The organism is Thioalkalivibrio sp. ALRh (assembly GCF_000381425.1).
In the GTDB taxonomy this organism is placed as follows: Bacteria; Pseudomonadota; Gammaproteobacteria; order Ectothiorhodospirales; family Ectothiorhodospiraceae; genus Thioalkalivibrio.
On sequence record NZ_KB906519.1, the window covers coordinates 751,402 to 772,321 of the forward strand.

The following is a 20,920-nucleotide window of genomic DNA, read 5'->3' on the forward strand; positions in this document are numbered from 1 at the left end:
ATTCACCTGGCAGATTGGCGACCCATTCCGGATCGCCGAAGCCACGGGCATCGACGTGATCGCGCACTTTCGCCAACGCGACCTCGCGGCGGGCGGCGAGGGGGCTCCGCTGGCCTGCGCGTTCCATGCCGCCTGGCTGGGCCACCCCTCCGAGACACGCGCGATCTTGAACCTCGGAGGGATCGCCAATCTGACCTGGCTGGAGCCGGGCCAGCCGGTACGCGGATGCGACAGTGGACCCGCCAACACCCTGATGGACGGGTGGACCCGACGGCACCTGGGTCAGCCTTATGATGCCGACGGCGCCTGGGCGCGCACGGGACACATCGACCGGCCACTACTGGAACAGCTCCTCGCGGACCCGTACTTTCAGCGCCCTGCCCCAAAGAGCACGGGGCCCGAGCATTTCTCGCCCCACTGGCTCCGCCAGGTTGGCGGCGAACGGCTCGACCGCCTGAACACCGAGGACGTTCAGGCCACCCTGGTCGAACTTACGGTGGAGGGGGTGCGGCTGACGCTCGAATCCCTGCGCACAACCGCACCCGATCGCGTCATCGTCTGCGGCGGCGGCGCCCACAATGGCTACCTGATGGAACGACTGCAAAGCCAGCTGGCCGGCAGCACGGTCGAGACCTCCGAACACCACGGAATCCCCCCTCAGCAGGTGGAGGGGGCCGCCTTTGCCTGGCTGGCGTATCGCCATCTGCAACACGAGGCCGGCAACCTGCCGGAAGTCACGGGTGCCCGTGGACCACGCATCCTCGGCTGCCGGATCCCCGGACGCGCACCGGAATCCACATAGAAATACGCACAAAAAAGGCCCGACCGAAACGGCCGGGCCCTGACAATGCGATAACAGCCCTGGACGTCAGACCGAGAAGCTGGACCCGCAACCGCAGGTGGTCGTGGCGTTCGGATTGCGAATCACGAACTGCGCGCCTTCCAGACCCTCGGTGTAGTCGATCTCGGCACCCGCGAGATACTGAAAGCTCATCGGATCGATCAGCAGGGTCACCCCTCCGTTCTCGACCACGGTATCGCCGTCGCCCACCGTCTCGTCAAAGGTAAAACCGTACTGGAAGCCGGAGCAACCACCACCACTGACGAACACCCTCAGCTTGAGGTTGTCGTTGTTCTCCTCCTCGATCAGCCCCTTCACCTTGTTCGCGGCGGCGTCACTGAAGATCAGCGGGCTCGGGATCTCCATGTCCATGTCTGCCTCGGTATTGGACGTCATGGCTTCGGACATTGGGTGCCTCCTGTAAGAATCATTTTCATTCACGCTACGGAATACTGACCGTCAGCGTCAAGAATACCCCACGAATGATGCTGGGCCACCTTTGGCGAAACGCGGGTCGCACCGGCCACCGTCAGGAGACCGCAGTCTGCGGCTCACCCTGCTCCACGGGCAGCTCCTCGAGTTCGCCCTGCAGCGGCTCTTCCATTCGCTCGAGCTGGCCGTCGATACTCGCACCCTCGGTGATCTGCAGACTCTTGTAGTACAGATGCCCGTGCAGCCGCGCGGTCGCACCGAGTTCGACGTACTCGCTCATATGCATGTCGCCGCGCACTTCGCCGTTCACGACCAGGTGCGGCACCATCACCTGCCCCTCGACGACCCCCTGGGGAGCGACCATCAGAACGGCGGAGGGATCACTCGGCGCACGAATGCTGCCGACCACGCGCCCCTCGACATACAAGCCCCCGCTAAACTCCAGCTCGCCGCGCACCACGGCGTTCTCCCCAATCATGGTGTCGACCCGGCGCGTCCGCTTGCTGCCGCGCCCCTTCTTGCGTCCGATCATGCCCCTTCTCCCGCCATGCGGCCCCACTCTCCGCGCTTCATGACTGCGTCGGGGCCATCGTCTTCATCGGGCTCCACCCTAACGGCTACCGCTTCCGGGGTGAAATCCTCCGGCAATACAACGCGTACGCGCGCGTTTCGCAGCAACCGGAAACCCTCGATTGTACGTTCCTGCTCCACGCCCAGGTCATCGTGATCGAGGGTTGTATCCTCATCGTCCCCCTCGAAACGCCCGGTAATCTCTACCGACCAACGCACATCCAGCGACCGGTTCAGGCCCGGTCGGTAGATCTGAAACACGACGTCCCAGACCCCGGACTGGCCTGTCTCCTGCAACGCCAGGTCGCGCAAGCCCAGACTCGAGTCATCATTGTTTTCCGCCAGTCGCTCGTAGAACGCCACTTCATCGCGCAACCGTGCGAGCTCGGTCTCCTGACGCTCGACATCGTCGCGATAGGCATCGACCTCGGTCTCCAGCAGCGACAGCCGCCGCAGCGCACGCTGCTGCTCGGCCTCTGCCTGCTGACGCGCCTCGACCTCGCGCTGCAGTTCGTCCGTCAGGGCATCAATGCGTACCTGGGGGTCAATCACGCCCTCGTCCGGCCAGTGCGTCCACAACCAACCGCCAATCCCGGCCACCAGCAGAAAAGGCGCCAGTAACAACACGCCCAACCCCCAGCGCCGCCGACGCTGTCGCACCGGCCGTGGTGGCGGGATCCGGGGGCGGCGTCGCGGCACCGGCGTCGGGAGCTTGGACATAAGGCAACCGAGCTACGGGAAGACCGCCAACTCGCGCAACCCCTCGTCCTCCGGGCAATCGAACATGAGGTTCATGTTCTGTACGGCCTGCCCGGCCGCCCCCTTGACCAGGTTGTCGATCACCGACAGCACCACCAGTCGATCCGAGTGCGGCGGCCGTGCCACCGCGATCCGGCAGCGGTTGGTGCCCCGCACGCTGGCCGTTTCGGGATGCGATCCCGGCGGCAGGACGTCGACGAACGGCTCATCGGCGTAGCGTTGCTCGAAGCAGGCCTGCCAGTCGGTCTCGGACTGTCGCGGCCGCAGATAGAGGGTTGCATGGATGCCGCGCGTCATCGGCACCAGGTGCGGCTGGAAGATCAGCCCGACCTCGCCGCCGGCCACACCACTCAGGGTCTGATGAATCTCCGGCCAGTGCCGGTGACCGCCGGCCGCGTAGGCGCGGAAGTTCTCTTGCACCTCGGCGAACAGACCGCCGATCTGCGCCTTGCGCCCCGCACCGCTGACCCCGCTCTTGGCGTCCGCAATCACGTCGGCCGGGTCGATCAGACCCTGTTCCAGCAGCGGCAGGACACCGAGCGTCACGGCCGTCGGGTAGCAGCCGGGGACGGCAATCAGCCGCGCCGGCCGGATCCGGTCACGGTGAATCTCCGGCAGGCCGTAAACGGCCTCGTCGAGATACTCCGGGGCCCCGTGCGCCTGGCCATACCAGTGCGCCCACAGCTCCGGGTCACGTATACGAAAGTCGGCCGAGAGATCGATGACCCGCACCCCGCGCTCCAGCAGCGCACCGGCCATCGCATGCGCCACACCATGCGGCGTGGCAAAGAACACCACGTCGCACTCGCCCAGCACGTCGGGGTCCGGCTCGCGAAAGACCGCGTCCACCGCCCCGCGCAGACTGGGGAACAAATCGGCGACCGCCGTCCCGGCCTCGCCGCGCGAGGTCACCACCGCCAGTTCCGCCGAAGGGTGCCGGGCCAGCAGGCGCAGCAACTCCACGCCGGTGTACCCGGTCGCACCGACAACCCCGATGCGGATAGGTTTGCTATTGGTTGTTGCTGTCATGCTGCGGCATGATACCGGGTTACCACATGGCACGGAACGAAGGCCCACTCAGGCCAGTCGAAACCGGCGAATCATTCGAACCCAACGGGAACCTCTGTATCCATGAGCAGCTTTCGTATCGACCGCAAGGCCATCATTGGCGGCATCTTCATCCTGGCCCTGATCGGGGTTGCCCTGGCGATCTGGCTGACCGATGACGGCATGCGCCCGGCGCCCGACTTTACCGCCACCACCCTCGATGGCGAGGAGGTCTCGCTGTCGGATTACGAGGGGCGCCCGGTGATGATCTCCTTCTGGGCCACCAACTGCCCATCCTGCGTGCGCGAGATCCCGAAGCTGATTCACCTGCACGAGACCTATGCCGAGAAGGGCTTCGAGCTGCTGGCGGTCGCCGTCTCCTACGACCCGATCAACCGGGTGGAGTCGATGCGCGAGGACCGCGAGATGCCGTACAAGGTGATCCACGACGCTGAGGACGGCATGTCGCAGGCCTTCGGAGGCGTGCGCCTGACCCCGACCACCTTCGTGATCTCGCCCGGCGGCCGCATCGTCTACCAGAAACTGGGCGACCCGGACTTCGAGCAGATCGAACGCCACCTGCAGCGCTGGCTGTCCTGAGCCAGCCACCACCGGCACCCCTGGGAGCTCTGAAGCATGGAAGCCTACAACTGGCTGCTCAGCCTGCACGTGATCTTCATGGTCACCTGGTTCGCCGGGCTGTTCTATCTGCCAAGGCTGTTCGTCTATCACGCGATGACCGACGACGCCCTGGGTCACGAGCGCTTCAAGATCATGGAGCGCAAGCTGTTCTACGGGATCATGACGCCCGGCGGGGTGCTGACTATCGCGTTTGGCGGGGCCATGCTGGCCCTGATCCCGGGGTATCTGAACGAGCCCTGGATGCACTTCAAGCTGACGCTGGTGGCGCTGCTGGTGATTTACCACATCTGGTGCGGCTGGATCGTGCGCGACTTCCGGGATGATCTGAACCGTCGCGAACACACCTGGTTTCGCTGGTTCAACGAGTTTCCGGTGCCGATCCTGGTCGGGGTGGTGGTGCTGGTGATCAACCGCTCCATCGAGGATGCATTGATCGCAATCGGGGTCGTGCTGGCGATCTTTGTGCTGGCCGCACTGATCGGCTGGTGGAAACGCCGGCGCGAGGCCGCCTGACGCAACCGAATCAGTTCTTCCCCGCGCGCACCAGCCCGCCGAGCCCGGCCTGCACCAGGGCATTGTTCAGCAGCGAGCGGATCTGCTCCGCGTTCTCCAGCATGCGGCACTGGGCCAGCAGCGCCTCGGCGCGATCCGTGGAGAAGCTGCGGATCACCCATTTCACCCGCGGGATCGCCGAGACGCTGACGCTGAGGCTGTCGATCCCCATCCCCAGCAGCAGGATCACCGCGGCCGGATCGGCCGCCATCTCGCCACAGACACTAACCGGCTTGCCCGCCCGGTGGGCCCCGTCGGTGATGGTTTCCAGCGCGCTGATGCAGGCCGGGTGCAGGGTGTCATAGAGGCTGGCCACTCGCGCGTTGTTGCGATCCACCGCCAGCAGGTACTGCACAAGGTCATTGGTCCCCACCGACAGGAAGTCCACGCGCCGCGCCAGCGTCTCCGACAGATAGACCGCGGCCGGGACCTCGACCATCACCCCGACCTTGGGCATCGGGATCATGAACCCCTCGTCCAGCAACTCCTCGCGGGCGCGGTTGAGCAGGGTCATCGCCCCCTTCAGCTCGTCCAGCGCCGAGATCATCGGGAACAGGATCTGCAGGTTGTCGTGCGCGCAACTGGCCTTGAGCATCGCACGCAGCTGGGTCAGGAAGATCTCCGGGTGGTCCAGCGAGATGCGGATGCCACGCCAGCCCAGGAACGGGTTGTCCTCCTTGACCGGAAAATACGGCAGCGCCTTGTCGCCGCCGATATCCAGCGTGCGCAGTGTGACCGGCATCGGATCGAATGATGCCAGCACCTGTTCGTAGAGCTGGACCTGCTCCTCCTCCCCGGGGAAGCGGTCGCGAATCATGAACGGGACCTCGGTGCGATAAAGCCCCACGCCTTCGGCCCCGGATTCCAGAGACGGCTTGATATCGGCCAGCAACCCGGAGTTCGCCAGCACCGGGACCGCCACACCGTCACGGGTGGCCGCCGGGTCCTTGGCCAGGGCCCGCAGGTCCTCGGCCAGCTCGCGTTCCTCGCGCACCAGGCGCTCAAACTCGGTGCGCAACTCCGCATTGGGGTTCACGAACAACCGGCCACGATAGCCGTCGACCAGGATCTCGCGGTTCTCCAGTCGGCCCACCGGCAGCTCAGAAACCCCCATCACCGCCGGGATGTTGAGCGCCCGCGCCAGGATCGCGATGTGCGAGGAGCCCGTGCCCTTGGCCGAGACCATCGCTCCCAGCCGCTCGATCGGCACCTCGGCCAGGTGGGATGCGGTCAGGTCATCACCCACCAGAATGCCGCCATCCGGGAATTCCTCCTGGCTGCGCTCGGCCGGCAACAGGTGCGACAGCACCCGCCGACCCAGGTCTCGCACATCGGACGCGCGCTCGCGCAGGTACGGGTCCTCCATGTCGTTAAACACGCGAACGCTCTCACGCACGGTGTCACGCAGGGCGGCGGGGGCCCACTGGCCGTTGCGAATGCGCGCCTCCGTCTTTTGCACCAGCGAGTCCGAGCCCAGCAGCATCAGATAGGCGTCGAACAGCACCTGCTCGTCCGCGCCAAGGGCCTCGCCCATGCGCTGCTTGAGATCCTCGATTTCGGTGCGCGTCTCGGCCACCGCCTTGGCAAGGCGTTCGAGTTCCTCGTCGACCCCGACCCCCTCGCGATCCGGGATGGAGTCGAGATCCGCCAGCCGATAGGCGACCACGGCCCGGCCAATCGCAACCCCGGGAGACCCGGCGATCCCGGTCGCCTCGACATTGACGTGCCCAATCAGCGGGGTCTCGGAGGAGATCTCGTCGTTGAATTCCGCGTAGGCAATCGCACCGGCCAACTGCGCGGCCAGGGTAATCAGAAAGGAGACGTGCTCGTCATCGAACTTGCGCGCCTGGTGCTGCTGCACGACCAACACCCCCAGCAGGCTGCGCTGGTGGATGATCGGCACCCCGAGAAAGGCCAGGAAGTGCTCCTCGCCGGTCTCCGGGAAATAGCGAAAGCGCGGGTGATCCTGGGCACTGTCCAGGTTGACCGGCTCGGCGCGCGAGGCGACCAGGCCCACCAGGCCCTCGGAGGGGTCCATCTCGACATGTCCGATGGATTCCTCGCGCAGACCCTCCGATGCCATCAGCACCAGGCGGCCCGACTGCGGCGACTTCAGGTAGATCGAGCAGACGTCGATATCCAGCGCGGCCTTCACGCGGGTCACAATGATATGCAGCGCTTCGAAGAAATCGGCAGCGCCATTCACCTCCTGCACCACGCGGCGCAGGACCTCCAGCATCGAGGGGGGATTCGGGTTCGTCAACGTGGCGACACCGGGGAGACCTGTGACGGGGCCTGATCGCTGGCGTCACGTCCGTGGGCATTGCGCGGGCGCCGGGCTTCCAGTTCCGGGAACATCAGCGGCACCAGCTCGCACAGCGCACGGCGATAGACCTGGCGCTTGAAATGCACGACCTCGCGTGCCGGGCGCCAGTAATCGATCCAGCGCCAGTCGTCGAATTCGGGGGTACCCATCGCATCCAGGATCACGTCGCTCTCGTTGCCCATCATCCGTAACAGGAACCAGCGCTGTTTCTGGCCGATGCAGACCGGACGACGGTGACGTCGCACCATGCGCTCCGGCAGGCGGTAGCGCAGCCAGTGCTGGGTATTGCCGAGCACATCGACATGCTCGGGCAGCAGGCCCGTCTCCTCGCGCAACTCGCGGTACATCGCCTGCTCCGGCGTCTCTTCCGCGCGGATACCGCCCTGGGGAAACTGCCAGGCGTCCTGGCCCACGCGTTTGCCCCAGAACAGCTGGCGCTCCCGATTGCACAGGATGATGCCTACGTTGGCTCTATACCCCTCACAATCAATCACTTGCATCAACCAGACGCTTTCTTCACTGATTGCATTGTTCCACAGCCCGAGGCCCCGCGGCAAAGACCTTGGGAAACGCTGATGAATGTACACACTCGCGTTGGTACCCCAGGTTTTCCGAGGCATGGCTGCGTGCGAAGTCATGCCCCGGTAAACTCCCGCCGTCTTCCCAGCGCGACCCCTAATCCGCGGAGCGATCCATGAACCTGGCCCTGTTCGACCTCGACAATACCCTGCTCGCCGGCGACAGCGATCACGCCTGGAACCAGTTCCTGGCCGAGGTGGGTGCCGTGCACCCGACCTGTCACGCCGAGACCAATGACCGCTTCTATCAGGAGTATGTCGCGGGGACCCTCGACATCCACGAGTTCTGCCGCTTCGCGTTCAGCCCGCTGGCCGAGCACCCGCGCGCACAGCTGGAACAATGGCGGGAGCAGTTCATCGAGACGCTGATCCGCCCGATGATCGCCCCCGGCGCCAAGCGTCTGCTGGCCCGGCACCGGGAGGCCGGTGACGAGCTGGTGATCATCACCGCGACCAACCAGTTCGTGACCCAGCCAATCGCCGACATCCTCGGCGTGGATCACCTGATCGCCACCCTGGCGGAAGAACGCGAGGACCGGGAGTTCACCGGTGAGCTGACGGGCGTACCCTGCTTCCAGGAAGGCAAGATCGAGCGCCTGCGTCAGCACCTCGCGGATCACCCGGACCCCGAGGGCACCATCACGCAGGCCAGCTTCTACAGTGACTCGCGCAACGACATCCCGCTACTGGAGCAGGTCGGCCGCCCGGTGGCCGTGGATCCCGACCCGACTCTGGCCGCGCATGCCCGCGAACGGGGCTGGCCAGTGATCTCGCTGCGCGAGCCGGAAGGCTCGGTCAGCTGAACAGACCGGCCATCTGCTCCAGCCGCTGACCGGCCGGAGTATCCCCCTTGCCGGCGGCCACAACCGCATCGCGGTAGCCGGTCACGAGCTCCGGCACCACGGCCGTCACCTGCTTGCGGCGCAGACGCCCGGCGCCAGTGACCGGCCAGGTCGCGCGGAAGTCGCAGTTATCGAGCGCATCGCAGACCCACAGGCTCCATTCGTGCCGCGTCACGTCGATCTCGTGCTGGCGGATCACCAGGCGATAGACATGCTCGGCATTCATGTCCGCCATGCCCACCCCGGGACCCACGTGCTCCACCTGCAGCTCGGCGGCGATCCGGTTGATCTCCTGCTCCAGCGCGGCCAGGGCCTGGTCGACCTCCGCATTCAGCGTACCGCCGGCCTTGGCGGCGGCGACCAGGGGACGGATAGTCTCGACTTCGAACTCGTGGCTCATGCTGCGTACACTCCCGGGATTCGGAACAGGAACGCCCCGGGGGTGCCGGGGCGCGCGCAACCTTAGCACGGGAGCCCCCATTCATGAATCATCCCCCGATCGCGCTGACCATTGCCGGCTCCGACCCCGGTGGCGGCGCGGGTCTGCAGGCCGACCTGACCACCTTCACCCGCCTCGGCGTACACGGGGCCACGGCGGTGACCGCGATCACCGTGCAGGACACCCGCAACGTGGTGGATTTCACCGTGCTGCCGCCGGAGCAGCTGCGCGCCCAGATCGAGGTCACCCTGGCCGATCTCGAGGTCGCGGCGATCAAGATCGGCATGCTGGGCTCGGTGGAAAATGTCACCATCGTCTCCGCACTGCTGAACGCACACCCGCACATCCCGGTGGTACTGGACCCGGTGATGGTCGCCGGCGGCGGCGGGGCACTGGCGACCGAGGCGGTCGTCGACGCCACGCGCGAGGCCCTGCTGCCGCGGGCCACGCTGATCACCCCGAACGGACCCGAGGCCGCCCGCCTGGCCCGCAGCGAGGACCCCGCGCAGTGGGGCCACCAGCTGCGCCAACTGGGCGCGCGCAACGTGCTGGTCACTGGCGGGCACGAGGGCGCCGAGCAGGACCCGATCATCAATCGCCTCTACCGCGAGGACGACCACATGCGCCCGTTCGAGTTGCCGCGCCACCCGGCCGGCTTCCACGGCTCCGGCTGCACCCTGGCCGCGGCGATCGCCGCCTTCCTTGCCCGCGGCCGCGATATCGAACCGGCCGTGATCGAGGCCCAGGCCTTCATGAACGATGCCATCGCCCGTGGCTACGCCCCCGGCCACGGCCAGCACATCCCCAACCGCCTGTGCCCGCATGACGACTGACAGCCGAGCGCCCCTGCGCGGGCTTTACTTCATCACCCCCGCGGTACCGGAGGGCGCGGACCCGCGCGCGACCCACCTCGCCCATGCCGCGGCCGCGCTGCGCGGCGGCGCCAGCCTGATCCAGTTCCGCGACAAGGAGCTGCAAGGAGACGCGCGCGAGGCGATCACCCGCGAGCTGGTCGCCCTCGCCCACGCGCACGGGGCGCGCTGCATCATCAACGACGACACCGAGCTGGCCGCGCGCATCCAGGCCGATGGCGTACATCTGGGCCGCGACGACCCGGACCCGGCCGCGGCCCGCACGCTCCTGGGACCGAACGCGGTCATCGGGGTCTCCTGCTACAACGAGCTGGCGCGCGCCGAAGCTGCCGCCCGGGCCGGCGCCAGCTATGTCGCCTTCGGCACCATGTTCGCCTCCCCGACCAAGCCGCAGGCCGCCCACGCCGGGCCGGAGCTGATCCGCCAGGCACGCGCGGCCCTGGACCTGCCGATCTGCGGCATCGGCGGCATCACCCCGGACAACGCGGCGGAGGTGGTCGCGGCCGGGGCGGATCTGGTCGCCGTGATCCAGGGCATCAGCGCCGCGCCCGCCCCGGAGGCCGCCGCCCGACGCATCAGCACACTGTTCGACTGACCACTTTGCACCGCCCGGCGGCCGCCGCTATGGTTGCCGGGCCTACCGATTCCATTGAACTACAGGGACACCGTCATGCAGGAAACCGAGCGTCTGTTCGAGGCCGCCAAGCAGCACATCCCCGGGGGCGTGAACTCCCCGGTCCGCGCGTTCAAGGGCGTGGGCGGCACCCCGATCTTCATGGACCGCGCCAGTGGCGCCTACATGTGGGACGCCGACGGCCAGCGCTACATCGACTACATCGGCTCCTGGGGCCCGATGGTCGCCGGCCACGCCCACCCCGAGGTGATCGAGGCGGTGCGCGAGGCCTGCAACAACGGCCTGTCCTTCGGCTGCCCGACCCGGCTGGAGAACGACATGGCCGCGAAGGTCTGCGAACTGGTGCCGTCGATGGACCTGGTGCGCATGACCAACTCGGGCTCCGAGGCCACGATGAGCGCGATCCGGCTGGCGCGCGGCTACACCGGGCGCGACCGCATCGTGAAGTTCGAGGGCAACTACCACGGCCATGGCGACTCGCTGCTGGTAAAGGCCGGTTCCGGCGCGCTGACCCTCGGCCAGCCGAGCTCCCCCGGCGTGCCGAAGGAGCTGGCCGCCCTGACCAGCACCCTCACCTACAACGACGCCGACGGCGTGCGCGCCTTCTTCGCCGAGAAGGGCGACGAGGTCGCCTGCATCATCGTCGAGCCGATCGCCGGCAACATGAACTGCATCCCGCCGGAACCGGGCTTTCTCGAGACGCTGCGCGAGGTCTGCGACCAGCACGGCGCGGTACTGATCTTCGACGAGGTGATGACCGGCTTCCGCGTCTCGAAGAACTGCGCCCAGGGCTATCTCGGCGTCACCCCGGACCTGACCACGCTGGGCAAGATCATCGGCGGCGGCATGCCGGTGGGGGCCTTCGGCGGCAAGCGCGCGATCATGGAACACCTCTCGCCGCTGGGCCCGGTCTATCAGGCCGGCACCCTGTCCGGGAACCCGATCGCGATGACCGCCGGGCTCAAGACCCTGGAGATCCTGTCCCGTCCGGGCTTCCACGACGAGCTGGAGCAGCGCACCAAGAAGGTCGTCGCGGGCTTCGAGGACGCCGCACGCGAGGCCGGGGTCGCCCTGACCACCAACCAGGTGCCGGGCATGTTCGGCCTGTTCTTCTCGGACCAGAAGGTCACCGACTTCGCCGGCGCCACCGCCTGCGACACCGCCGCCTTCGGCCGCTTCTTCCACGCGATGCTGGGCGAGGGCGTCTACCTGGCCCCCAGTGCCTTCGAGGCCGGCTTCATGTCCCACGCCCATTCGGACACAGACCTCGACGCCACCGTCGAGGCCGCCCGCAAGTGCTTCAAGGCGCTCTGAGCGCGCTCCCTCCCCCCTGAACAGTGGGCCGGCACCCCAGCGGTTTGCCGGCCCACTGTTCCCTGACCCACCACCCGGCGCTACACACGAATGATCGATACGCTGATCCAGTCACCGTTGGCGCTGGGGCTGCTATTTGTGCTTCTGGGCCTGGTCGCCGGCATCCCGGCCGGGATGTTCGGCATCGGCGGCGGGCTAATCCTGGTGCCGGTGTTCGTTGCGATCTTCAGCCTGCTGGCCTTCGACTCGGCCAGCCTGGTGCAGCTCGCGGTCGGCTCCTCGCTGGGCGCCATCATCCCGACCGCGATCCTGTCGGCCCGCGCCCACCATCGCCGGGGCGGCGTGGACGGCGCGGCCGTACGCCGGCTGCTGCCCGGCATCATCGTCGGGGCCCTGCTCGGGGCCTGGCTGGCCACGCGCATCGACTCCGACCACCTGGGGCGCATCTTCGGCGCCTTCGAGGTCGCGATCGGAATCTGGATGCTGCTGAACGTTCAGCCGCCGAAGGCGCCCGTGCCGAGGCGCAGCGTCTGGCTGGGCGGCGGCACCGTGATCGGGGCCGTCTCCGCGCTGATCGGCATCGGCGGCGGCACGCTGACCACGCCGTTCCTGGTCAGCCAGGGACTGGAACTACGCCGGGCGATCGGCTCGGCCGCGGCCCTCGGCGTGCCGATCTCCATCGGCGCGAGCCTGGTGTTCGCCCTGCCGCAGTGGACCGATCCGGCCTACCAGGCGCCAGAATGGGCGCTGGGGTATCTCTACCTGCCGGCCATCCTCGGCGTGGTCATCGGCACAGCCATCAGCGTGCGCGCGGGCGTCTGGCTCACGCATCACCTGCCCATCGCCATCCTCCGCCGCGGCTTCGCCGGCGTCCTGATCCTCGCCGGTATCCTGATGCTCCTGCGCTAGTCCGTACTCCTGAGCGGTCACCCCGCGCACGCCCGAATGGTTGCGCGCCTTCGTCTTACTGGTTGATAGCTGGGCCTGGTTCGGCATCCGATGTTTACGTGCCTTCGGCCGACCGTCTGCCATGCGCTGTCTCGGCAGCGCGCCCCGAGTTACTTCTTTGCTCGTGCAAAGAAGTAACCAAGAAACACGCCCGGGATTCGCCCGGGAACCTTGCTCCGGCCGCGCCAGGCCGGCGGCGCTGAAACTCGCTGCGCTGTCGCTTCGCTCAGACAGTCAGCGCCTTCTCCCGGCCTGTCACGCCCTCCACAAGGGGCTCATATCGGGAGGGTAGGTCAAAACAGGCGGTATTCGAGCACCCGCGACAAGCCCGAACTGTAGGGTGCGTTGAGCGCAGCGAAACGCACCGTTCCGGCGTCGGGGCAACCCTGATGCGATTCGCTGCGCTCATCCGCATCCTACATGGAGTCTGGCGCCCGCTCGCGGGCGCGGCACGCCAGGGCCGAAGGCCGCGCGTGCCCAGGATGTCGGGACACCTCGCCTCCATCCACTGGCGCGAACGTCAGAACCGCCGTTGTCTTGACCTTATCCCCCCGTATGAAGCCCCTTGCGGAAGGGTCCTCGGGACGGAAAAGAGGCGCTGACTGTCTGAGCGAAGCCGAAGGCGTAGCGAGTTTCAGCGCCGCCGGCCCGAGGGCCCTGGAGCAAGGTCCCCGGGCGGAATCCGGGTGCCCTTCTTTGGGTACTTTCTTGGGCAAGCAAGAAAGTACCTCGCGGCGCGCTCGCGAGTGAGCGCTTGGCAGGCGGCCGGACGAAGGCACGTAAACACCAGAGGACGAACCGGGGCCAGCCTGAAAAGACGGAGCTACCGACGAAGGCGCTCCAGGCACTCGGGGGTGGAGACCCGGGGTGCCCAGCCGAGGTGCTCGCGGGCGCGCGAGCAGTCCATCTGGAGGGCGCCGTCGAGGCCCTGGACCCATCCGGGATCGCCGGCATGGCGGGTGAATCGCCAGGCCAACGGGTGAATCGCCCGGATCAGGCCCGGGGGCACCGGAATGCCCCAGCGGCGCCGGTATAGCGCCATCCGGCGCATGGACCAGACGGGCTCGGCCCCGAGGTTGAAGATGCCCTCCGCCTGGCGCGTGACCGCTCGTACCACGGCGTCCGCGGCGTCGTCCTCCCACAGGATCTGCACCGGCACCTCGGCGCCACCCGGATACACGCGACTGCGCGCAACCTGGCGCAGCAGCGGGTGGGCATGCGGCCCGACGATTGCCGAGGGCCGGAGGATGCAGGTGGTCAGATCGGGGTACTGCACGCCGACCGCCAGCAGGGCCTGCTCGGTGGCGACCTTGTCCTCGGCGTACGGGAAGCGCGGCCGCGCCGGGCTGCACTCGGTCAGCGGGCGCGGCGAATTTGGCCACGGCCCGTAGACCGCGGCGCTGGAGAGGAAGACGATCTGGCGCACACCGGCCGCGGCGGCTGCCTGAAAGACGTGGCGGCTCAGCTCGACATTCTGCGCACGCACCCAGTCGCGGTCGCGGCGCCGGCGCCCGCCCTGCCCACCCATCAACTGGAAGGCGAGGTGTATCAGGCTGTCATGCCCGGCCAGGTGTTCCGCGCCGAGATCCGCGAGATCGGCTTGTAAAGGGGTCGTATGCGCGTTCGCCACAACCGGGCGGCGGTCGATCGCGGTAACAGAACGGATACCTTCGGCGGCGGCCAGGGCCGGAACAAGCACCTGGCCCAGGCGCCCGGCGGCGCCGGTCACGGCGACCCGCATGGACGGCTATCCAGCCGTGCCGGTGGCGCCCGGGGCGCGTTCGGCAAAGGCCGGCATGACCTCCTCGGCAAAGCAGTCCATGGACTCCAGCGCGAGTTCGTGGGGCACGGCCCCGGCCCCGAAGGCCAGCAGGACCTGGTCGACCCCCGCCTCGCGCAGCCCCTCGATGCGCTCGCGACACTCGGCGGGCGTGCCGACCAGCGTCATGCCCAGCATGTCGAGGATCTTCAGGTTGATCCCGGCCTTGACCAGATGGCGGAAACGGCCCAGCGAACGGTAGTAGTCGTAGCCCTCGATCAGGCGCTCCAGCACCGGCAGGGTCTGCTGGAACATGTGGCGATAGAACCACTCGAAGGCGGGCTTGGCCTCGCGGCGGGCGCGCTTGCCGTCGGGCAGGCACAGCACCCCGAGGGTCATCCCGACGCGCGGCGGGTGGGCGATGTCGGTGCGCGTCGTGTCCCAGGCTTCGTGGTACAGGCGGATGTCCTCACGGATCATCTGCCAGGGCTTGAACGGACCCGCCAGCGCGCCGATGCCCTGCTCGGCGGCCCAGGTGAAGGACTCCGGGCTGACCGCGGCGGTCCAGATCGGCGGGTGCGGGTCCTGCACCGGGCGCGGCATCACGGGCACGTCGTCCAGGTGATGGAACGGGCCGTCCTGGGTGATCCGACCGGTGGCGAAGGCCTGGCGTAGCGCATCCAGACCGGCATCGACCCGCGCGCGGGACTCGCTCATCTCGGCGCCGAATGTGGCATATTCGCGCGGCGAGAAACCGCGCCCGATGCCCAGGTCCAGACGCCCGCCGGAGAGCTGGTCGAGCATGCCGACCCGCTGTGCGACCCGCAGCGGGTGGTGGTAGGGCAGCGGGACCACGCCGAGGCCCAGACGCAGGCGTTCGGTGCGCTGGCTGGCCGCGGCCAGTACCAGATCCGGCGCGGTGCTGTGGGAGAATTCCGGCATCAGGTGGTGTTCCACCAGCCAGGCCGTGCCGTAGCCAAGACGGTCGGCCTGCTCCCACAGGGCCAGGGTCCGGTCGATCACCTCGGTCTCGGAGGTCTGCAGAAACTCCGGGACCGAGAGCTCATGAAAGAGGTCGAAGCGCATGGCATCAACTGTGCCGCGCGCGCGTTGGGGATACAAGCAAGCCCGTCAGACTACGGTTGAACGAAGGACACGCGGATGTCGAAGGATCAACAAGCGCTGGAGCTGCAGGCTGCCGGGGTCGCGGGCCCCGGTGAGCCCTGGTGGGAGACCTTTTTCCCGGACGACCTCCCGACCGACTGGCAGCTGGAGTACTACACCCACTATCACAGCCGTCTGTTGCTGCCCGCCACTGCCTGGGCGGCACCGGGTGAAGGCCCGTTCGGGCCCTGGGCCGAGGCGGTCCCCGCCAAGCTGCAGCTGACACTGGAGTGGCCCGGGGGTCTTCCGCCGGAGGCGGGTGCGGCCGCCCTGGCCCGAATCGAGAACGACCTGGGTGAGACGCTGCAGGGTGTGGCCCTCGGTGTCATGGGTGCCGAGGATGCCGCCGCCGTGGAGGCGGCACTCGAGGCCGGCCACGTGAAAACCGCCGTGCTGACCGGACCTGCCGAGGCACACACACTGCCGGGCACCCGCGAGGCCCTGTGGTATCCGGGCCGAGACGGCGCTGGCCTGTGGCAGATCGAACCGGAGGCGGACCTGGACCCGATGGGGTGGCGCGCCTTGGTGGAGGCCCTGACCGCGGCCGGCGGCCAGGCTCCAACACCCGTGTTCCTGAGAGCGAGACCGGATCGACTTTCCGAGTTTCGCACCATCGCCCAGTTGCTGGGGGTGGGATGAACTACCCCCAAACCGGTTTGACCGGGCATCGGTCCCGCGCCAGACTCCCGAGTCCCATAGGCCGTACGGCAAGAGGTGCCCGTGGCTGAGCCGGTCGCCGAAGACAGTCCGCATATCGTCATCGAGAACCTGCGCTTCCGGCGCGGGCGCAAGGTGATCTTCGAGGACCTGTCCATGCGCATCCCGCGCGGGCAGGTGACCACGGTCATGGGCCCGAGTGGCAGCGGCAAGACGACCCTGCTGCGCCTGATCGGCGGCCAGCTGCGCCCGGACGAAGGCCGCATCTGGGTCGACGGCCAGGAGGTCGCACGACTCTCGACCCGACGCCTGTACGCCCTGCGCAAACGCATGGGCATGCTGTTCCAGAGCGGGGCCCTGTTGACCGATCTCTCGGTGTTCGAGAATGTCGCCTTCCCGCTGCGCGAGCACACCGACCTCCCCGAGGACGTGCTGCGCACCCTGGTGCTGCTCAAGCTCGAGGCGGTGGGTCTGCGTTCCGCGCGCGACCTGGACCCTGCCTCGCTGTCCGGCGGCATGGCGCGGCGCGTGGCGCTGGCGCGCGCGATCGCGCTGGACCCGGACCTGATCATGTACGACGAACCCTTTACCGGCCTGGACCCGATCACCATGGGCCAGATCGTGACCCTGATCAGGCGCACCAACCAGAGCCTGGGGCTGACCAGCGTACTGGTCTCGCACGACGTTACCGAGGCCATGACCATCTCCGATCACGTGGTGCTGATTGCCGATGGCCGGGCAGTGGATGCCGGGGCACCCGACGACCTGCGTGCCCGCGCCTCCGACTGGAGCGCACAGTTCCTCGAGGGCCGCCCCGATGGCCCGGTTCCGTTTCATTATCCCGGCGACAGCTACCGCGAGGATCTGCTCGGGGTACGGGAGCGGCGCGATGATTGACGGAATTGCCTCGCTGGGTCGCAGCTCGCTGAATGCCCTGGTGGTCTTCGGCCGCGCGTTCCTCTTTCTGCTCCAGGTGCTCGCCAGCCTCGATATCGTGATCCGGCGGTTCGGGCTGACAGTGGTGCAGATCTATTCGGTGGGCGTGCGCTCGCTGCTGATCATCATCGTCTCCGGACTGTTCGTCGGCATGGTGCTGGGCTACCAGGGATACATCACCCTGGTGAACTTCGGTGCCGCAGAGGCCCTGGGCGGCGTGGTCGCCCTGTCGCTGGTGCGCGAACTGGGCCCGGTGGTGACCGCACTGCTATTCGCCGGTCGCGCGGGCTCGGCACTGACGGCCGAGCTGGGCCTGATGAAGACCACCGAGCAGCTCTCGGCGATGGAGATGATGGCGGTGAACCCCTATCGCCGCATCTTCGCCCCGCGCTTCGTGGCCGGATTCCTCTCCATGCCGCTGCTGGCCGCGATCTTCAGCGCAGTGGGCGTGATGGGCGGTTACATCGTCGGCGTGGGCATGCTGGGCGTGGACAGCGGCGCGTACTTCTCGCAGATGCAGTCGGTGACCGACTGGAACGAGGATGTGCTCTCCGGCGTGATCAAGAGCATTGTGTTCGGCTTCGTGGTGACCTGGATCGCGGTATTCCAGGGCTTCAACGCGATGCCGACCTCCGAGGGCATCTCGCGCGCGACGACCCAGACGGTGGTGGTCTCCTCGCTGGCGGTGCTGGGCCTCGATTTCATCCTGACCGGGCTGATGTTCGGCACGGGCTGACCAACCAGTGTTTTCCTAGGCAGGTGGCAACAATGAAGGTACGTTTCTTCGAACTGGCGGTCGGCGTGTTTGTGCTGCTGGGTGTGGCGGCACTGTTCTACCTGGCGATTCAGGTGAGCAACGTGACCGACTACCACGACCGGGACACCTACACGGTGACGGCCTACTTCGACAACATCGGCGGGCTCAAGACGCGCGCGCCGGTCACGGTCTCGGGCGTGCGCATCGGGCGCGTCGCGGATATTCGCTATGATCCGGAGCAGTTCCGCGCCGAGGTCACGCTGGCGATCCGCGCCGAGCATGACTACCTGCCCATGGACACGCAGGCCGCGATCCATACCGCGGGACTCCTGGGCGAGCAGTACATCGCCCTGGAGCCTGGCGGCGACTACGACACCTTGCAGGACGGTGATGAGGTGATGTTCACCCAATCCGCACTGGTCCTGGAGAACCTGATTGGCCGTTTCATGACCAATATGGGTAGCGACTAAACCCGAACCGGGGACGACACGATGAAGACATTGCGATTTCTGGCGCTGCCGGCGCCGCTCTGGCTGCTCCTGCTGCTGGCCCTCCCGGGTGCCGCGCAGGCGGAGAACCCCACCGAGATCATCAAACAGTCCATCGAAGAGGTCTACGAGAAACTTCGGTCGAACGAGGACCGTGCCCAGGAAGATCCGGATTTCGTGATCGGCGTGATCGAAGACAAGATCCTGCCCGGCGTGGATGTCGAAGGCATGTCCCGGCTGGTGCTGGCGCGACACTGGCGCGACGCCTCCAGCGAACAGCGCGAACGCTTTACCAAGGCCTTCAAGAACACCCTGCTGCAAGCCTACGGCGTGCAGCTGGCGGACCACCTGGACAAGGATATCCGCGTAATCGAGCGCCGCTCGCGCCAGGATGACCGCATGGCCGTCGTTGCAACCGAGATCGTCATGGGCTCGGGGCAATCGAACTTGCAGGTCAACTACCGCCTGCGGCCGGTAAACGGGGAGTGGAAAGTGTTCGACGTCGAGGCCGAAGGCCTCAGCTTTGTCGGCAACTTCCGCAACCGCTTCAACGAGGAAATCAACCGCAATGGCCTCGACGCGCTGATCGAACGCCTCGAGGACGGCGACCGCGAGCTCGTCGATGACGCGATGGAAGGCATCGCCGACGAGGTCGACAACGGCGATGGCTGACGCCCGCCTGCACGCAACACCGGAGGGGCTCGCCCTCTCCGGCACGCTGACGCTGGCCACGGTTCCGGGCCTCGAGTCCCGCATTCGCGCCCTGCTCCCCGGGCTGCCCGCTCGCGCGCGGGTGGATCTCGGCGAGGTGACCCGCATCGACTCGGCGGGCGTGGCGCTGCTGGTCACCCTCTGGCGCCGTGTGCACGAACAGGGTGGCGAACTGGGTTTCCACTCCATCCCGCAGGGCCTGGCACCCCTCGTTGAACTCTACGATCTGCAATCGGTGATCGCCGACTCGGTTCCCGCGGCGCAGACCAACGCGGCCTGACGCCCGCCCCGCGACCGGAAACGCGCGCGCAGCGGGCAGATTCGTTATCATGGCGTGTTTCGCTGGGCCATGCTGGACCCTGCGACCGACCCGGGCTTTCCATGGACAAGCTGATCATCACCGGAGACCGCCGCCTGGAGGGGCAGGTCTGGATCTCCGGGGCCAAGAACGCGGTGCTCCCGATCCTGTCCGCCACCTTGCTGGCGGACGGGCCGATGACCATTGGCAACGTCCCGCACCTGCAGGACGTAACGACCACCATGGAACTGCTCGGCCGCATGGGCGTAAGCCTGACGGTCAACGAGCGCATGCGCATCGAGGTCGATCCGACCACCCTGACCCAGTGCGTGGCCCCGTATGACCTGGTCAAGACCATGCGCGCCTCCATCCTGGTGCTGGGGCCCCTCCTCGCCCGCTTCGGCGAGGCCGAGGTCTCGCTGCCGGGTGGCTGCGCGATCGGTTCGCGCCCGGTCAACCTGCACCTGCGGGGGCTGGAGGCGCTGGGTGCGGAGATCGACGTCGAGGGGGGCTACATCCACGCCCGCGCCAAGCGCCTGAAGGGTGCTCGCGTCGTGTTCGATCAGGTCACGGTCACCGGCACCGAGAACCTGCTGATGGCCGCCACCCTGGCCGAGGGCGAGACGCTGATCGAGAACGCCGCGCGCGAGCCGGAAGTGGTCGACCTGGCGGACTGCCTGACGGCGATGGGTGCGAAGATCCAGGGCGCCGGGACCGACACCATCCGCGTGCAGGGTGTCGAAAACCTGCAGGCCTGCGAATACGACGTAATGCCGGACCGCATCGAGACCGGCACCTTCCTGGTCGCGGCGGCGGTGACCCGCGGGCGCGTGCGCTGCCGCAATACCCGCCCGGAGCTGCTGGATGCGGTGCTGGCCAAGCTGGTCGAGGCCGGGGCGCGCATCGAGACCGGCCCGGACTGGATCGAACTGGACATGGAAGGACGTCGCCCGAAGGCGGTCAATCTGCGGACCGCGCCCTTCCCGGCCTTTCCAACCGACATGCAGGCCCAAATGATGGTGCTGAACACCGTCGCCGAGGGCACCGGGTCGGTCGTGGAGACGGTCTTCGAGAACCGCTTCATGCATGCGCTGGAACTGCAGCGCATGGGCGCGGACATCACCATCGAGGGCAATACGGCGATCGTCAAGGGCGTCGAGCGACTGGTGGGCGCGCCGGTGATGGCGACCGACCTGCGCGCCTCGGCCAGCCTGATCATCGCCGGCCTGGTGGCCGAGGGCGAAACCGCGGTCGATCGCATCTACCACATCGACCGCGGCTACGAATGTATCGAGGAAAAACTGAGCCAGATCGGCGCGGGCATCCGCCGCGAGCCGGCCTGACTCGAAACAGA

At 67.4% G+C, this 20,920-nt stretch carries 24 protein-coding genes (1 of these 24 cut by a window edge); 15 read left to right on the forward strand and 9 right to left on the reverse strand.

Annotated features, from left to right (window positions below; all coding sequences use genetic code 11):
* Nucleotides 1–802, forward strand: the 3' portion of a protein-coding gene (locus tag F791_RS0103590; protein ID WP_026182174.1) for an anhydro-N-acetylmuramic acid kinase. Its footprint begins 329 nt before the window's first position; the window shows 802 of its 1,131 coding nt (coding positions 330–1,131); its start codon lies off the left edge, out of view; it ends in the stop codon at nucleotides 800–802.
* 66 nt (nucleotides 803–868) lie between these two features.
* Here the strand turns inward: F791_RS0103590 and erpA are convergent, their stop codons facing one another.
* From erpA to argC, 4 genes are all read right to left on the reverse strand, one after another.
* Nucleotides 869–1,249, reverse strand: a complete 381-nt coding sequence (erpA, locus tag F791_RS0103595; protein WP_018137831.1) for an iron-sulfur cluster insertion protein ErpA — start codon at nucleotides 1,247–1,249, stop codon at nucleotides 869–871.
* Nucleotides 1,250–1,370: 121 nt separating this feature from the next.
* Entirely contained in the window at nucleotides 1,371–1,805 is a 435-nt protein-coding gene (locus tag F791_RS0103600) for a polymer-forming cytoskeletal protein (RefSeq protein WP_018175377.1), read from the reverse strand.
* A complete protein-coding gene (locus F791_RS0103605; RefSeq protein ID WP_018137833.1) occupies nucleotides 1,802–2,470 on the reverse strand; it encodes a DUF6776 family protein in 669 nt (222 codons plus the stop codon). The genes F791_RS0103600 and F791_RS0103605 overlap by 4 nt, the downstream gene beginning before the upstream one ends.
* A gap of 105 nt (nucleotides 2,471–2,575) precedes the next feature.
* The gene (gene argC, locus F791_RS0103610) at nucleotides 2,576–3,631 is read right to left on the reverse strand and encodes an N-acetyl-gamma-glutamyl-phosphate reductase (protein WP_038049963.1); all 1,056 of its coding nucleotides are present in this window, start codon (nucleotides 3,629–3,631) and stop codon (nucleotides 2,576–2,578) included.
* A 102-nt stretch (nucleotides 3,632–3,733) separates the two neighbouring features.
* Here argC and F791_RS0103615 point away from each other — a divergent pair, with 102 nt between their 5' ends.
* Complete coding sequence (locus tag F791_RS0103615; protein WP_018137835.1) at nucleotides 3,734–4,249, forward strand: peroxiredoxin; 516 nt, start codon at nucleotides 3,734–3,736, stop codon at nucleotides 4,247–4,249.
* A gap of 36 nt (nucleotides 4,250–4,285) precedes the next feature.
* Nucleotides 4,286–4,804, forward strand: a complete 519-nt coding sequence (locus tag F791_RS0103620) for a CopD family protein (RefSeq protein ID WP_018649256.1) — start codon at nucleotides 4,286–4,288, stop codon at nucleotides 4,802–4,804.
* A gap of 10 nt (nucleotides 4,805–4,814) precedes the next feature.
* On the opposite strand, the gene ptsP is transcribed toward F791_RS0103620, so the two are convergent.
* Both ptsP and F791_RS0103630 read right to left on the reverse strand, forming a co-directional pair.
* Nucleotides 4,815–7,082, reverse strand: a complete 2,268-nt coding sequence (ptsP, locus tag F791_RS0103625) for a phosphoenolpyruvate--protein phosphotransferase (RefSeq protein ID WP_018137837.1) — start codon at nucleotides 7,080–7,082, stop codon at nucleotides 4,815–4,817.
* Nucleotides 7,083–7,102: 20 nt separating this feature from the next.
* Entirely contained in the window at nucleotides 7,103–7,669 is a 567-nt protein-coding gene (locus F791_RS0103630) for an RNA pyrophosphohydrolase (protein WP_018137838.1), read from the reverse strand.
* A gap of 194 nt (nucleotides 7,670–7,863) precedes the next feature.
* Between F791_RS0103630 and F791_RS0103635 the strand changes: the two genes are divergently transcribed.
* Nucleotides 7,864–8,550 carry an HAD family phosphatase gene (locus tag F791_RS0103635; protein WP_018137839.1) on the forward strand — a complete coding sequence of 229 codons (687 nt, stop codon included), beginning with the start codon at nucleotides 7,864–7,866 and terminating at the stop codon, nucleotides 8,548–8,550.
* On the opposite strand, the gene F791_RS0103640 is transcribed toward F791_RS0103635, so the two are convergent.
* Entirely contained in the window at nucleotides 8,543–8,989 is a 447-nt protein-coding gene (locus F791_RS0103640) for a hypothetical protein (RefSeq protein ID WP_018137840.1), read from the reverse strand. The two genes, F791_RS0103635 and F791_RS0103640, sit on opposite strands and share 8 nt — an antisense overlap.
* A gap of 83 nt (nucleotides 8,990–9,072) precedes the next feature.
* Between F791_RS0103640 and thiD the strand changes: the two genes are divergently transcribed.
* From thiD to F791_RS0103660, 4 genes are all read left to right on the forward strand, one after another.
* Nucleotides 9,073–9,861: a bifunctional hydroxymethylpyrimidine kinase/phosphomethylpyrimidine kinase gene (gene thiD / locus F791_RS0103645; RefSeq protein ID WP_019592187.1), complete on the forward strand. Its 789-nt coding sequence runs from the start codon at nucleotides 9,073–9,075 to the stop codon at nucleotides 9,859–9,861.
* A complete protein-coding gene (thiE, locus tag F791_RS0103650; RefSeq protein WP_019592188.1) occupies nucleotides 9,851–10,495 on the forward strand; it encodes a thiamine phosphate synthase in 645 nt (214 codons plus the stop codon). Before thiD ends, thiE begins: the two co-directional genes overlap by 11 nt.
* Before the next feature lie 75 nt (nucleotides 10,496–10,570).
* Entirely contained in the window at nucleotides 10,571–11,848 is a 1,278-nt protein-coding gene (hemL, locus tag F791_RS0103655; RefSeq protein ID WP_019592189.1) for a glutamate-1-semialdehyde 2,1-aminomutase, read from the forward strand.
* Nucleotides 11,849–11,938: 90 nt separating this feature from the next.
* Entirely contained in the window at nucleotides 11,939–12,757 is an 819-nt protein-coding gene (locus F791_RS0103660) for a sulfite exporter TauE/SafE family protein (protein ID WP_019592190.1), read from the forward strand.
* 862 nt (nucleotides 12,758–13,619) lie between these two features.
* Here F791_RS0103660 and F791_RS0103665 read toward each other — a convergent pair.
* Nucleotides 13,620–14,537, reverse strand: coding sequence for an NAD-dependent epimerase/dehydratase family protein (locus F791_RS0103665; protein ID WP_019592191.1), 918 nt, complete (start codon nucleotides 14,535–14,537; stop codon nucleotides 13,620–13,622).
* Between the two features lie 6 nt (nucleotides 14,538–14,543).
* A complete protein-coding gene (locus F791_RS0103670; RefSeq protein ID WP_018137788.1) occupies nucleotides 14,544–15,641 on the reverse strand; it encodes an LLM class flavin-dependent oxidoreductase in 1,098 nt (365 codons plus the stop codon).
* Nucleotides 15,642–15,716: 75 nt separating this feature from the next.
* On the opposite strand from F791_RS0103670, the gene F791_RS0103675 reads away from it, so the two are divergent.
* The 7 genes from F791_RS0103675 to murA all read left to right on the forward strand — a co-directional run bounded on the left by F791_RS0103675 (nucleotide 15,717) and on the right by murA (nucleotide 20,909).
* Nucleotides 15,717–16,358 (forward strand): hypothetical protein, encoded by a 642-nt coding sequence (locus F791_RS0103675; protein WP_018137787.1) that lies wholly within the window; start codon nucleotides 15,717–15,719, stop codon nucleotides 16,356–16,358.
* Between the two features lie 81 nt (nucleotides 16,359–16,439).
* Nucleotides 16,440–17,273: an ABC transporter ATP-binding protein gene (locus F791_RS0103680; RefSeq protein ID WP_018137786.1), complete on the forward strand. Its 834-nt coding sequence runs from the start codon at nucleotides 16,440–16,442 to the stop codon at nucleotides 17,271–17,273.
* Entirely contained in the window at nucleotides 17,266–18,048 is a 783-nt protein-coding gene (gene mlaE / locus F791_RS0103685; protein ID WP_018137785.1) for a lipid asymmetry maintenance ABC transporter permease subunit MlaE, read from the forward strand. The genes F791_RS0103680 and mlaE overlap by 8 nt, the downstream gene beginning before the upstream one ends.
* 32 nt (nucleotides 18,049–18,080) lie before the next feature.
* Nucleotides 18,081–18,539: an outer membrane lipid asymmetry maintenance protein MlaD gene (gene mlaD, locus F791_RS0103690; protein WP_018137784.1), complete on the forward strand. Its 459-nt coding sequence runs from the start codon at nucleotides 18,081–18,083 to the stop codon at nucleotides 18,537–18,539.
* Nucleotides 18,540–18,560: 21 nt separating this feature from the next.
* A complete protein-coding gene (locus F791_RS0103695; RefSeq protein ID WP_018137783.1) occupies nucleotides 18,561–19,229 on the forward strand; it encodes a phospholipid-binding protein MlaC in 669 nt (222 codons plus the stop codon).
* A complete protein-coding gene (locus tag F791_RS0103700; RefSeq protein WP_018137782.1) occupies nucleotides 19,222–19,548 on the forward strand; it encodes a lipid asymmetry maintenance protein MlaB in 327 nt (108 codons plus the stop codon). Before F791_RS0103695 ends, F791_RS0103700 begins: the two co-directional genes overlap by 8 nt.
* 101 nt (nucleotides 19,549–19,649) lie before the next feature.
* Nucleotides 19,650–20,909, forward strand: a complete 1,260-nt coding sequence (gene murA / locus F791_RS0103705) for a UDP-N-acetylglucosamine 1-carboxyvinyltransferase (RefSeq protein WP_018993520.1) — start codon at nucleotides 19,650–19,652, stop codon at nucleotides 20,907–20,909.
* Nucleotides 20,910–20,920: the final 11 nt, after the last annotated feature.